15 protein-coding genes are annotated in these 12,179 nt (G+C 41.8%); 13 read left to right on the top strand and 2 right to left on the bottom strand.

What is annotated here, in order from left to right; all coding sequences use genetic code 11:
- Positions 1 to 87 precede the first annotated feature (87 nt).
- From ACO05V_RS21455 to hepT (ACO05V_RS21440), 4 genes are read left to right on the top strand one after another with little or no spacing between them, the layout of a single operon-like run.
- Positions 88 to 501 carry a nucleotidyltransferase domain-containing protein gene (locus ACO05V_RS21455; RefSeq protein ID WP_421856431.1) on the top strand — a complete coding sequence of 138 codons (414 nt, stop codon included), beginning with the start codon at positions 88 to 90 and terminating at the stop codon, positions 499 to 501.
- Positions 502 to 927, top strand: a complete 426-nt coding sequence (gene hepT / locus ACO05V_RS21450) for a type VII toxin-antitoxin system HepT family RNase toxin (RefSeq protein ID WP_421856428.1) — start codon at positions 502 to 504, stop codon at positions 925 to 927.
- Between the two features lie 30 nt (positions 928 to 957).
- The gene (mntA, locus tag ACO05V_RS21445; RefSeq protein WP_421856425.1) at positions 958 to 1,341 is read left to right on the top strand and encodes a type VII toxin-antitoxin system MntA family adenylyltransferase antitoxin; all 384 of its coding nucleotides are present in this window, start codon (positions 958 to 960) and stop codon (positions 1,339 to 1,341) included.
- The gene (hepT, locus tag ACO05V_RS21440) at positions 1,316 to 1,759 is read left to right on the top strand and encodes a type VII toxin-antitoxin system HepT family RNase toxin (protein ID WP_421856422.1); all 444 of its coding nucleotides are present in this window, start codon (positions 1,316 to 1,318) and stop codon (positions 1,757 to 1,759) included. The genes mntA and hepT (ACO05V_RS21440) overlap by 26 nt, the downstream gene beginning before the upstream one ends.
- 245 nt (positions 1,760 to 2,004) lie before the next feature.
- Here hepT (ACO05V_RS21440) and ACO05V_RS21435 read toward each other — a convergent pair whose 3' ends face one another.
- Together ACO05V_RS21435 and ACO05V_RS21430 are read right to left on the bottom strand one after the other, a co-directional pair.
- Positions 2,005 to 2,148, bottom strand: coding sequence for an oligogalacturonate lyase family protein (locus ACO05V_RS21435; protein ID WP_421856419.1), 144 nt, complete (start codon positions 2,146 to 2,148; stop codon positions 2,005 to 2,007).
- 9 nt (positions 2,149 to 2,157) lie between these two features.
- Entirely contained in the window at positions 2,158 to 3,306 is a 1,149-nt protein-coding gene (locus ACO05V_RS21430) for an oligogalacturonate lyase family protein (protein ID WP_421856416.1), read from the bottom strand.
- Positions 3,307 to 3,579: 273 nt separating this feature from the next.
- Here ACO05V_RS21430 and ACO05V_RS21425 point away from each other — a divergent pair, with 273 nt between their 5' ends.
- From ACO05V_RS21425 to ACO05V_RS21385, 9 genes are all read left to right on the top strand, one after another.
- A complete protein-coding gene (locus tag ACO05V_RS21425) occupies positions 3,580 to 4,461 on the top strand; it encodes a carbohydrate ABC transporter permease (protein WP_421856413.1) in 882 nt (293 codons plus the stop codon).
- A gap of 59 nt (positions 4,462 to 4,520) precedes the next feature.
- Positions 4,521 to 5,375 carry a carbohydrate ABC transporter permease gene (locus tag ACO05V_RS21420; RefSeq protein WP_421857057.1) on the top strand — a complete coding sequence of 285 codons (855 nt, stop codon included), beginning with the start codon at positions 4,521 to 4,523 and terminating at the stop codon, positions 5,373 to 5,375.
- A gap of 9 nt (positions 5,376 to 5,384) precedes the next feature.
- On the top strand, positions 5,385 to 6,518 hold the full coding sequence (locus tag ACO05V_RS21415; protein WP_421856410.1) for an ABC transporter ATP-binding protein: 1,134 nt from the start codon (positions 5,385 to 5,387) through the stop codon (positions 6,516 to 6,518).
- Positions 6,519 to 6,604: 86 nt separating this feature from the next.
- Positions 6,605 to 7,891, top strand: a complete 1,287-nt coding sequence (locus ACO05V_RS21410; protein WP_421856407.1) for an ABC transporter substrate-binding protein — start codon at positions 6,605 to 6,607, stop codon at positions 7,889 to 7,891.
- 203 nt (positions 7,892 to 8,094) lie between these two features.
- Positions 8,095 to 8,844, top strand: a complete 750-nt coding sequence (gene kduD / locus ACO05V_RS21405; RefSeq protein ID WP_421856404.1) for a 2-dehydro-3-deoxy-D-gluconate 5-dehydrogenase KduD — start codon at positions 8,095 to 8,097, stop codon at positions 8,842 to 8,844.
- 201 nt (positions 8,845 to 9,045) lie between these two features.
- Positions 9,046 to 9,828 (top strand): DNA-binding transcriptional regulator KdgR, encoded by a 783-nt coding sequence (kdgR, locus tag ACO05V_RS21400; RefSeq protein WP_421856401.1) that lies wholly within the window; start codon positions 9,046 to 9,048, stop codon positions 9,826 to 9,828.
- A 209-nt stretch (positions 9,829 to 10,037) separates the two neighbouring features.
- Positions 10,038 to 10,358, top strand: coding sequence for a cupin domain-containing protein (locus tag ACO05V_RS21395; RefSeq protein ID WP_072838984.1), 321 nt, complete (start codon positions 10,038 to 10,040; stop codon positions 10,356 to 10,358).
- A 48-nt stretch (positions 10,359 to 10,406) separates the two neighbouring features.
- On the top strand, positions 10,407 to 11,042 hold the full coding sequence (locus tag ACO05V_RS21390) for an RpiB/LacA/LacB family sugar-phosphate isomerase (RefSeq protein ID WP_421856398.1): 636 nt from the start codon (positions 10,407 to 10,409) through the stop codon (positions 11,040 to 11,042).
- Positions 11,043 to 11,144: 102 nt separating this feature from the next.
- Positions 11,145 to 12,158 carry a pectinesterase family protein gene (locus ACO05V_RS21385; RefSeq protein WP_421856395.1) on the top strand — a complete coding sequence of 338 codons (1,014 nt, stop codon included), beginning with the start codon at positions 11,145 to 11,147 and terminating at the stop codon, positions 12,156 to 12,158.
- The last annotated feature ends 21 nt before the right edge of the window (positions 12,159 to 12,179 follow it).

The raw sequence follows: 12,179 nt of genomic DNA, 5'->3' as shown, positions 1-12,179 counted from the left end.
CGTAGGTCGGCGTGTATTGTTGGAAGGTATCCCGACAATGCATTCTACCTCAGCGATCACAATATTTTTCGATCCAAAGGGCTATTAATGCTGCCGACGATGCAAAAGAACGATATAAAATACGAGCTAATCAGCTTAGCATCTAAAAATGATGATATTGCCGCTCTGTGGCTATATGGCTCTCGATCCAACGGCTCTTCGAATGCAAATAGCGATTATGATCTTGCTGTATTGTTTACCAACCGGCTAAATGATCCTTTGGAATCCCGTTTGCGTCCTGAGTTGTTGGCAATTGACTGGGTGAAGCTTCTCGGAGTAAAAGAAGGTGTTATTAGTGTGGTTGATGTCCAAATAGTGCCTATTCCTCTAGCTATAAATGCGATTTCTGGAACCTTGCTTTACTGTGCTGATCAAGATGCACGTCTTATGACTGAGAGTGTTATTATGTCAAAAGTAGAGCTGGATTATCTTTATCAACAGAAGCTAGAAGAGAAAAAATAAGTGTCTGATTCATTTTATATATCAGCAATTCGTTCGAATGCTAAACGGTATGAGAGTGAGCTCAATGAGCTTCATAGCATATTGAGCCGACGTAACCTTTCAACGTTTGAATATCGGGCTTGTGAGCGAACGTTGCAAGTAAGTATTGAAGCGGCAATTGGTGTGGCAAAACAGGTTACAAAGCTATTGTCTGGGGTAAGTTCGGTTGATGCTTATCAATCATTTGAAGTGTTGTCACAACATGGCTTTATTTCTTTGGAGAGCTTGAATAATTGGCGTAAGGTAATTGGGCTACGTAATGCACTGGTTCATGATTACCTTAATATCGATCCTGTTATTGTCCGCTCTGTGGTTGGCAATGAATACTATCAAGATGTTTTTTCTTTTATAGAAGAGGGGCTCAAAAAATTAGCAAGTGGCTTTTAACGTCAAGCTATAAACTGTTAAGGGGCGAATGTGAATCAACTTGCCACGATCATAAGATTACAACAACTCGCTGACGGCAATGATGGCACCGAGGTGATGTGGCTGTATGGCTCAAGAGTTAAGGGAACAGCAACAAACCGCAGTGATTACGATCTCGCTATTGCGCTTCGAAATACTCACAATTGCCAGCAAAGTTACTATCTCGACGAATTGGCTTATCAATGGTCTCTAGATACTCAGCAAAAAATTACGATCATTGACATCAACCACATACCCACACCGCTGGCATATAATGTGATAAGTGAAGGTGATGTGATCATTTGTAAAAACTCGTTTAGATTGCATGTTGAGCAAGCGCGGATTTGGTCATTATGGGAAGCCTATAAATATGAATACACCAAAAGCAGAACTTGATTACGAACCTTATGTCATGGCGCTTAACGAACAAGTAGAGCAACATCTTTCTGGATTAGACGAATTAAGCGCTATTACTCATCAAAGGCCGTTAACATTTAATGAGCGTAGTGCAACGGAGCGAAGCTTACAAGTTATCGTCGAAGTTGCGATTGGTTGCTCAAAACATTATCTTAAATCCCAAGGTAAGCCAGTTCCATCTGAAGCAAGAGCAAGTATTGAGCGTGTCTTCGAATGCCTTGCCATCACACAACCAGACATAAAAGATATGCGCGGTGCCATTGGCATGAGAAACGCCATTATTCATGATTACCTCAACTTAGATTGGTCGAAATTAGACGCGGTTCTTAAAAACAAAAAATATCACTTAATTGATCGCTATATTCAATGCGTAATGTCGAACCTTTTAAGTATTTAACAATGAACAGAGGTATTTATCAGAATAATTAACTTTGTAAAAAATAGCTGTTTTCGACTATTTTGGGATGCTTGATTTCTATGCAGCCACAAAGATTCATCCCGATAATTTATTGGATAAGAACTGTTAAGCTGAAGCCAAACCTAAAATAAGCGGTTTCCTAGTGGTATGCGTATAGGCCCAGTTGATTCGATATTTTTCTGTTATCTTATGATCTTTAAGGGCCTGCCTCGTTACCAACGCCTCTAAGTTATCGCACAAAATTTTTGCGGCAAAATCCAGCATGACTCTTCTTCACTTTGCTCGTAAACCTTGTACATGTTGTCGCCATTTTCATCTATCATCAACATCCGTGTATCGACTAAGTCGTGAGGGCCTGCGTTTAACAAGTCAGTGTTTTACAGGGTTGCAAGGTAAATGGCAGGTGTGCCATTTACGTCTGAGCTGTAGAGCACTGATTTATCATCTGGTGTGAAAGAAGGATGAGGGTGGTTGATCTGACGATCACCGTTTAACACTTTCCAGCTGGTATTGTGTTCTGTAATAGGGCGAATGCTAGCGTCAGATAAATTAATTAAATATAGGTTAGGGTCGTTTTCGATGCCGTGGCCGGTATTATCGGCAACATCTACTGGTGTGCCTGAACCATCACCAACCACTAAAGTGCCGTCGTAGTTGCTCATTAGATGACTGCAAGCTGGCATTTCAGCTTCTACTTTAAATGCTAGCGTCTGTGCATCCACAGAACAAAGTTGGCGTCTGTCTGTATTGGGGCGATAAGACACGAACATCATCTTTGAACCATCAGGGACGAAAAACTCGTGTGTGCACGACTCTTCTTCACTTTGTTCGTAGACCTTGCGCATGTTGTCGCCGTTTTCATCGATCATCCACATTCGTGTTTCGACTAAATCGTGTGGGCCTTCGTGGCAAAAAGCGACGGTATTGTCATCGTTCGGGCGATAAAGCGGATGACCAAGCCAGATATTTTCTTCAAAGATAGTGGTGCGTTGACCTGATTTTAGGTCAATTGAGATTAAACGGCAGCGTGGTTTTTGGTGATAAAACTGGGCAAATTTCCCCCAGCTATCTAAGTCCATGTAATCCGTGTCTTTTATTTCTATCGCAACCACTTTCGTACAGTCTGAATTTGGCACCCAGGTGCCATAACCAACCCAGCCTTTAGCGACTTCATATAAAACACTGTGTTCTTGGGTTTTAAGATCGACACGAATGAGCTGCTTGTTGTTTTTTACAAAGATCAGTGCGTCATCTTGTGTAGTAAGAAAGCCGCCAAATACATTGTCGCCTTTACCTTCGGTGAGCTGTATAGCTGTTTCATTCTGTAAATCTAAAAGGTGGTAATTTCTTTCGGTATCAAAATTGGCAGAGATAAGCAGTTTATTGCCATCTTCAGTGAAGCATTTTTGATAAAAATAGTTTCGATTGCACACACTGTTATCAGGTGTTAACTGAGTGACGATTGACCCTGTTTTTTCGTCAGTTGTGCGCTTAAATGTCAAAGATGTACTAGTACCGAGTGACATGATTTCCTCTCTTATTTTTGTTTGCGGCTTCGTCTTTTTTGATGAATTTGTACTCTTCTTACCTGTTCTAGTGTTCTAGTGTTCTCGTATTTTGTCGAGCTTTTTTCTTTCTGAACACCGAATAAAAAGCAGATTAGCACCTATTTAAAATTTATTCATCAATAAAAATGAAAAAGCGTTTTGAAAAAATAAATTAACTATTGTTATTTTTTTATTGTTCTTCTAGTATGTTTTCACAACGTCAAATAAAAACAACATTCAGAGTTGAAAACTATGTATGAAAATAAGCGTTTAGGGTTGCTGTATATTAGTCCTTACATTATAGGGCTTCTCGTATTTACAGCGTTTCCTTTCCTCTCATCCTTGATCATCAGTTTTACTGACTACGATCTAATTAATCCGCCAGAGTACATTGGCTTAGATAATTATCGTTATATGATGGATGACGATACTTTCTACCAATCTATGGGGGTAACGTTTGCGTATGTGTTCCTGACCATTCCGCTGAAACTTGCCTTCGCACTCTTTATTGCCTTCGTGCTGAACTTCAAGCTTCGTGGTATTAAGTTCTTTCGTACCGCTTATTACATACCTTCTATTTTAGGTAGTAGTGTGGCGATAGCTGTGTTGTGGCGCGCGATATTCTCACTGGATGGTTTGCTCAATAACTTCCTGGGGATTTTCGGTGTAGACGCTATTTCATGGCTGGGTGAGCCGGTGTTCGCCATGTTCTCCGTAACTTTGTTGCGTGTTTGGCAATTTGGTTCGGCGATGGTGATTTTCTTGGCGGCACTGCAAAGCGTGCCGCAATCTCAGTATGAAGCAGCAATGATTGATGGTGCGTCTAAATGGCAGATGTTTACCAAGATTACTGTGCCTCTTATTACTCCCGTTATCTTCTTCAACTTCATCATGCAGACGACTCAGGCGTTCCAAGAGTTTACCGCGCCGTATGTTATTACCGGTGGTGGTCCTGCGAAATCGACCTATTTGTTCTCGCTTTATATTTATGAGACGGCATTTAAGTATTTCGATCTTGGCTACGGCAGTGCGCTTGCTTGGGTATTGTTTGTTGCGGTGGCTATCTTCACGGCGATTTCATTCAAATCATCGAAGTACTGGGTGTTCTACTCAGGTGATAAGGGTGGTAAGTAATTATGAATAAAGTATTCCCAAATAAAGCAGCCTTGTCTGCTGACTTAAAAAACAATCCAATGCTCAGGGCAGAAATTCGTAAGCAACGAGTGGGCGCTTCTATTCGTTACATTATCCTGCTGTTTTTTGGATTGGTAATGCTATATCCGCTATTTTGGATGTTCTCTGCAGCGTTTAAACCAAACCATGAAATCTTTAGTTCCTTGAGCCTTTGGCCTAAAGAATTTTCATTAGATGGCTTTATTAATGGCTGGAATACCGGCACGGAATATACCTTCGGTCGATTCTTTATCAACACCTTGTATTACGTGGTGCCGAAAGTGATTTTGACAGTGATTTCGTCTGTCATCGTAGCTTATGGCTTTGCTCGCTTTGAAATCCCGTTTAAGAAGTTTTGGTTCGTTACTTTAGTGGCCACTATTTTGCTGCCAACGTCTGTGTTGTTGATTCCTCAATACTTGATGTTCCGCGAAATGGGTATGTTAGACAGTTATTTGCCTTTGTATTTGCCGATGGCATTTGCGACGCAAGGCTTCTTTGTCTTTATGTTGATTCAGTTCCTACGGGGCTTGCCAACGGATATGGAAGAAGCGGCACAAATCGATGGTTGTAACTCGTATCAGCTGCTTTGGTACATCGTAGTGCCTATGTTGAAGCCAGCCATTATCTCTGTCGCACTGTTCCAGTTTATGTGGTCAGTGAATGATTTCTTGGGGCCGCTTATTTATATTTCCAGCGTAGAAAAATACCCAATCGCATTGGCTCTTAAGTTGTCCATTGATGTCACCGAAGGTACTCAGTGGAATGAAATTCTGGCTATGGCATCCATTGCCATTGTTCCGTCAATTGTTGTTTTCCTAATCGCACAGAATTACTTCGTAGAAGGAATTTCGTCCGGTGGCGTTAAGGGATAGGTGAATAGTATGTCTAAAGTTGTATTTGAAAATTTGACCAAAGTGTATTCGAACGGCTTCAAAGCAGTTCATGGTATTAACTTAGAGATTGAAGACGGCGAGTTCTTGGTTGTGATCGGGCCTTCTGGTTGTGCGAAATCAACGACTTTGCGTATGTTGGCGGGTTTAGAGTCAGTTACCGGTGGCTCCATTAGTATCGGTGGTAAGGTCGTAAACGGCCTGCCGCCTAAAGATCGCGGAATTGCCATGGTGTTCCAAAACTATGCGCTTTATCCCCACATGAGCGTGCGTGAAAACTTAGGCTTTGGTTTGAAATTGGCAAAAGTCAGCAAGGCTGATATTGAAAAACAAGTTAATGAAGCGGCTGAGCTGCTTGAGCTAACGCCTCTGCTAGATCGTTTGCCGCGTCAGCTTTCTGGTGGTCAGGCGCAACGTGTTGCAGTAGGTCGTGCCATTGTTAAGCGTCCTCAGGTGTTTTTGTTCGATGAGCCTTTGTCTAACTTGGACGCTAAGTTGCGAGCGTCTATGCGTGTGCGTATTTCGGACTTGCATAAAACGTTGAAAAAGACCAACCGCTCGGCAACCAGTGTTTATGTTACCCACGATCAAACAGAAGCCATGACCATGGGTGACCGTATTTGCGTGATGAAAGACGGACATATTATGCAAGTGGATACGCCTGCCAACCTTTATAAATACCCGAAAAACCTTTTCGTCGCAGGGTTTATCGGTGCACCAGAAATGAACATGGTTGAGACGCGTTTAGATCGCACTGGTGAAGGTAAATGTCATCTGGCTTTGTCATCTCAGATATTAGGTTTGCCAGATGAAAAACTACAAAAAGTCTTAACTAATTTCACCGAAGACGTGGTGTTTGGTATTCGACCTGAGTTTATCAAGCTGGCTGATGAGAACTCACCACAAGACGAAATTATTAAGGGCACGATTGTTCGCATGGAAAACATGGGGGCCGAGTTCTACGTCCACTTTACCGTAGAAGATAGAGAGCTGTGCACGCGAGTTCCTTCAGATGTCGTAGAGGCGAAATTATTAGATTCAATAGGAAAAGAACAGGTTTTTCATTTTGAAATGAGCAATGGTCATATTTTTGATAAGAAAACTGAGATGAATATCTCTTTGTAAAACTTTGCTCGATATTGCACAGCCGCAAAAGGTAAAAGCATTAGTAGAGTGAAAAAATTGAGTAATCACTAACGAGGAAAAATAGCATGAAAATAAAAACAATAGCTCTGTTAGTCGGATTGGCGTCTGCTGGTTCAATGGTCAGTGTTAATGCAAGCGCAGAAGATTTGCGAATGTCATGGTGGGGCGGTAACTCTCGTCACTCTGCGACCAATGACGCAGTAAAGGAATTTGAAAAAACACATCCTGAAATTTCTGTGAAAACCGAATACACAGGTTGGGGAGGTCATTTAGAGCGATTGACCACTCAGATCGCAGGTAATACCGAGCCGGATGTCATGCAAACAAACTGGAATTGGATGCCGATTTTCTCTGCTCGTGGCGATGGCTTTAAAGACCTACGTGAATACAGCGCCCAGTTGGATTTATCTCAATTTGATAAGTCCGCTCTTGATGCCGGTACTAATAATGGAAAACTAAACGGTATTCCCGTCTCAATGGCGGCGCGTATTTTCTATTACAACAAAGATACATGGGCAAAAGCTGGACTGCCATACCCGGTCACTTGGGATGATTTCATGAAAGCTGGGCCAATTTTTAAAGAAAAGCTTGGGGATGAATTTTTCCCTATGATTCTTGAAGGCCGCGATGTTATCGCAATGAACCGTTCATTTATGGTTCAAAAATACGGCATTCCAATGATTGATGAAGCAAATAAAAAGTTTGCTTATTCAGATGCTCAAATGCTCGAGTTCTTCAAAATGTATGAAGACATGGTGAAAAATCATGTGGCACCAAGCAGTAAATACATTGCCGGTTTTGGTAAGGCAAATTTGTATGAGCACAAGCCTTGGATTAATGGTGAATGGGCGGGTGTTTATATGTGGAACTCGGCTATCAATAAATACAACGATAACTTGAAACCACCTATGTCTTTGGAACTTGGTTTTTATCCAATGAAAAAAGGCGCGGATGATGCCGGCTTGTTCTATAAACCAGCATTAATGTTTTCCATTGGTAAAAACAGCAAGAACCCAGAAGACGCAGCGAAGCTAATTAACTTCCTATTGAATGAGCCAGCGGGTTACAACGCAATGGGTCTAGCACGTGGCGTGCCTTTGAGTTTGGCTGCTCGCCGAGCTTTGTCTTTAGATGGAACAATCAAAGACTCTGATTTATCAGTCGCAGGTTTGGCGCAAATTGATGACTTACCTAAAAAAATCCTGACATCAGCACATTTTGAAAACCCTAAGTTATTGGGGCTTTTTGAAGAGATGATTGAAAAAATGGACCAAGGTGACATCACTGTTGAAGAAGCCGCGAAAGAGTTTATGTCTCAAGGTAATCGCATTCTTCGCCGAGCAATAAAATAGTCAATAACTGTATCACAGGACGAGGCGTGCACTGTGCGCCTCCACTTCTATTTGATTCGTGTAAGTTTTAGATAGAAGCCTCAATTAAGAGGAACCTTCTGGATAGGGAGGATAAAGAACGAAATGCCTTCAATTTTAAGTTTATGAGAGGGCTGTAAAGATAGTTAGTTGCTATCTAAACACATTTTTTACGAGGAAATACTATGTTCGACCTGACGGGGAAAGTAGCCATTGTGACCGGTTGTAATACAGGTCTTGGGCAGGGTATGGCGTTGGCGTTGGCAAATGCAGGTGCTGATGTTGTTGGTGTCAATAGAGATGACCCAACAGAAACAATTGAATTGATAGCAAAAACAGGCCGTAAGTTCCACAGCGTTATCGCTGATATGAGCAAAATGGAAAGTGTTGATCATGTTGTCAAAGAAGCTGTTTCTGCTTTTGGTAAAGTTGATATTTTGGTGAACAATGCGGGCATCATTCGCCGTAATGATGCTATTGATTTTACGGAAAAAGATTGGGATGACGTAATGGATCTTAATATTAAAGCGGTCTTTTTCATGTCTCAAGGTTTTGCCAAGCAAGTTATTGCACAGGGCACTTCTGGCAATATCATTAACATTGCTTCTATGTTGTCTTACCAGGGCGGTATTCGTGTGCCTTCTTATACGGCATCAAAAAGTGGTGTAATGGGTGTAACTCGTTTGCTTGCTAACGAATGGGCGAAACACGGTATTAATGTGAATGCAATTGCGCCGGGTTATATGGCGACCGACAACACAGCAGCATTGCGTGCAGATGAGGATCGCTCTAATGAAATTTTGGGACGAATTCCAGCAGGACGTTGGGGAACACCAGGCGACATGGCTGGGCCAATTGTATTCTTGGCATCAGAAGCATCTCGCTATGTAAATGGCTATACCATTGCTGTTGACGGTGGTTGGTTGGCTCGTTAAAAGTTCATACTCGTTTTAGATGCGTGCGGAACATTTGTTTGCAAAAAAAACAGTGTTTCCGCATCTTAAACGCTGAGCTATTTTGGCAAGCTGCTTGGAGTCTTAATTGCTAATTAGGTTTCATTTTGTAATGTGGGATGTATCTATAAAGCGAATTACACTACAATTGCAAAATTACATTTCAATAAAAATGAAACTTATATGATGATCGAAGAGAATAATCAACAAATCGAACCTGTGTCATCTGTGATGAAAGTGTTCGCTATCCTTAGCGCTTTATCGGAACACAAATCTTTAGGTGTTACAGAACTATCTCAAATCGTAATGACATCAAAAAGTACGGTATATCGCTTTTTGCAAACCATGAAGATGTTAGGTTTTGTATCGCAAGAAGGGGATGATGATCGTTACTCGCTGACATTAAAGTTATTTGAGGTGAGCTCAAGAGCCATGGAGTATGTGGATCTTGTGGCATTAACTGAGCCTTATATGGCGAGCATCGGTGAACAGACAAAAGAAGCGCTTCACCTTGGTATCCGTGATGGCGATGGCATTATCTACATTTATAAAGTGGATGCTCAATATAACTTGCGTATGCAGTCACGTATTGGTGGCCGAAATCCATTGTATTCCACTGCTATTGGTAAGGTTTTATTGGCCGAACGCCCGGAAAGTTATATCCGTGATATTTTGGTGAATACGGAGTTTGTGCCTTCTACAGATAAGACTCATCGTTCAATAGACTCACTTTTAGAAGAGCTGAAAAAAGTTAAAGAGCAGGGCTATGGTGTTGATAATGAAGAGCAAGAAGAAGGTCTTCGTTGCATCGGTGCTCCCATTTATGACCGTTTAGGGAATGTCATTGCCGGTTTAAGTCTGTCTTTTCCGACATTGCGTTACACGCCAGAAAAATTTGATAGATATGTTGGTTTGCTGCAAAACGCCGCAACGAAAGTATCTGAAAAATTAGGCCACTCTAAATAGTCTAAATCAGTAATAACGATCTAAAAACCTCATAAGCTGGAGCGGTCACGTATCCAGCTTTTTTGTTTTTGTCGTTTTCAATTATTCATCACCCTTATTTACTGATATACCTTAAAAAATAAATGAAACAGCTTTTCATAAAAGATTGAATAATGTTTTATCAGTGCTATAGTTATCCAGTCTAAAACAAGAATACAAAGAGTTGTCCTATGTTTGTTTACAATAACGAAGTCCCTCTGGAAGATCTTGGTGCGGGTGTTTCACGCAAAATCATGGCCTATTCAGATAACATCATGGCAGTAGAAGTGCATTTTGAAAAAGATGCCATCGGCCCACTTCATAATCATCCACATGAACAATTAACCTACGTATTGTCCGGTAAATTTGAGTTCACCATCGGTGATGAAACTAAAATTGTTGGGCCTGGCGATACGCTTTATAAAGAGCCAAATGTCATGCATGGCTGCCGCTGTTTAGAGCCGGGTGTATTGCTCGACAATTTCACCCCAGTTCGAAAAGACTTCCTATAAACGATGCTCTAATGCATCGAATGACATAAACGAATTCAGGAGAAAGATATGAAAATTGCATTGATGATGGAAAACAGCCAAGCAGGTAAAAACGCCGTAATTCTAGAGCAACTAAACGCAGTCGCTGAACCATTGAACCATGACGTATTCAATGTTGGCATGAGTGACGAAAAAGATCATCACTTGACTTACATCCACCTTGGTATCATGGCAAGTCTGCTGTTGAATTCAAAAGCCGTGGACTTTGTGGTTGCTGGTTGCGGTACGGGCCAAGGCGCGATGATGTCGCTAAATGCGCATCCAGGTATCGTGTGCGGTTACTGTCTAGAGCCTTCTGATGCTTTCTTGTTTAATCAAATCAACAATGGTAATGCCATTGCCATGGCGTTTGCGAAAGGTTTTGGTTGGGCGGCAGAATTGAACGCACGTTATATCTTTGAAAAAGCCTTCACTGGCCCACGTGGCGAAGGCTACCCTGTTGAGCGTAAAGAGCCTCAAGTTAAAAACGCAGGCATCTTGAACCAAGTGAAAGCGGCGACGATGAAAGACAGCTACTTGGATGGCCTAAAAGCCATGGATCAAGAACTGGTTAAAACAGCTGTAACAGGCGAACGCTTCCAGCAATGTTTCTTTGATAATTGCCAGAACCCTGAGATCGAAGCGTACGTGCGTTCGTTGCTGTAGTTTTCTGTTGTTTACTTGAATGTAACCTAGTTACTATTTAAAAAGGAGAATGTCGTGATGGTATTCTCCTTTTTCATTTCCGCTGAGTCGCGATAATTTCCTATGCAAAACTATGATCAATATCACGCCATAGTTTCATTGAATAACCCTTTTGCTGACTTCGATAGCATTCAAGCCGCAATTGATGCGGCGCCTGCGGACAGCTCGACCTATCGAATTTATATTGATAAAGGATGTTATCAAGAACGTATTTGTATCCGACGAAACAATATTGAGCTAATAGGTGAGGGCGCTGAAACGACAATTATTTGTGAAGCCGTTTGTGCTGATATGCTGGAATATGGAGGGCAATTGGCTAGCACACTCGGTAGTCGAATAGTGGAAGTCGATGCTGTTGCTATCACGCTAAAACACTTATCTATCGTTAATGAATGGGATTATATAGAAAACGCCAAAAAACCAGATGACGACCCATCGAAAGTCCAGCATAAACAAGCCGTTGCTCTACTATTAAACAGTAATAGTGATAAGATTCGATTAGAACATGTGAACTTAGAAAGCTACCAAGATACTTTTTGTACCCAAGGTGGTCGAAGCCACCTTAAACATTGTAAAATCAGCGGAAATATCGACTTTGTATTTGGTTGCGGTAATGCCTTGCTGGAAGAGTGTGACATTGTTTGTCGTGCGTGGCCGAGTCAAACATCTGTTTGGGGTTATATCGCAGCACCCAGCACCTCGTTTCATCAAAATGATGGGCTCACCTTCCTACGTTGTCGCGTAATCCGAGAAAACGGCCAAGTGCCAAAACACAGCTATGCACTAGGCCGACCTTGGCACCCAACAACACAATTTTCCGATGGACGCTACGCCGATCCAAACGCAATTGGCAAAGCCGTTTTTATAGAATGTCAGCTTGATGACCATATTTACGGCTGGGACAAAATGCACGGCCTGGCACCAGATGGAACACAACGAAACTTCGAGCCAGACAAAGACGCGAGATTTTTTGAATGCAATAACCACGGCCCCGGAGCGAACCATGGTGGGGTTAAAGCTGAACTACCGGAGCATGAACGCATTCAATACTTAAAACATAATGAATGGAGTTGGTAGGCCGTTGTTTAGACGAATTAT

It is taken from the genome of Marinomonas sp. (assembly GCF_965225885.1).
GTDB lineage: Bacteria > Pseudomonadota > Gammaproteobacteria > Pseudomonadales > Marinomonadaceae > Marinomonas.
The sequence above is the reverse complement of the archived record's forward strand: the minus strand, read 5'-3'. Positions and strand labels throughout refer to the sequence as shown.

What these genes read in the sequence shown, in the direction of transcription:
- ACO05V_RS21455 (WP_421856431.1), top strand. Translation starts at nt 88, where the DNA reads ATGCTGCCGACGATGCAAAAGAACGATATAAAATACGAGCTAATCAGC.
- hepT (WP_421856422.1), top strand. Translation starts at nt 1,316, where the DNA reads ATGAATACACCAAAAGCAGAACTTGATTACGAACCTTATGTCATGGCG.
- ACO05V_RS21430 (WP_421856416.1), bottom strand. Translation starts at nt 3,306, where the DNA reads ATGTCACTCGGTACTAGTACATCTTTGACATTTAAGCGCACAACTGAC.
- ACO05V_RS21425 (WP_421856413.1), top strand. Translation starts at nt 3,580, where the DNA reads ATGTATGAAAATAAGCGTTTAGGGTTGCTGTATATTAGTCCTTACATT.
- ACO05V_RS21420 (WP_421857057.1), top strand. Translation starts at nt 4,521, where the DNA reads ATGCTCAGGGCAGAAATTCGTAAGCAACGAGTGGGCGCTTCTATTCGT.
- ACO05V_RS21415 (WP_421856410.1), top strand. Translation starts at nt 5,385, where the DNA reads ATGTCTAAAGTTGTATTTGAAAATTTGACCAAAGTGTATTCGAACGGC.
- ACO05V_RS21410 (WP_421856407.1), top strand. Translation starts at nt 6,605, where the DNA reads ATGAAAATAAAAACAATAGCTCTGTTAGTCGGATTGGCGTCTGCTGGT.
- kduD (WP_421856404.1), top strand. Translation starts at nt 8,095, where the DNA reads ATGTTCGACCTGACGGGGAAAGTAGCCATTGTGACCGGTTGTAATACA.
- kdgR (WP_421856401.1), top strand. Translation starts at nt 9,046, where the DNA reads ATGATGATCGAAGAGAATAATCAACAAATCGAACCTGTGTCATCTGTG.
- ACO05V_RS21395 (WP_072838984.1), top strand. Translation starts at nt 10,038, where the DNA reads ATGTTTGTTTACAATAACGAAGTCCCTCTGGAAGATCTTGGTGCGGGT.
- ACO05V_RS21390 (WP_421856398.1), top strand. Translation starts at nt 10,407, where the DNA reads ATGAAAATTGCATTGATGATGGAAAACAGCCAAGCAGGTAAAAACGCC.
- ACO05V_RS21385 (WP_421856395.1), top strand. Translation starts at nt 11,145, where the DNA reads ATGCAAAACTATGATCAATATCACGCCATAGTTTCATTGAATAACCCT.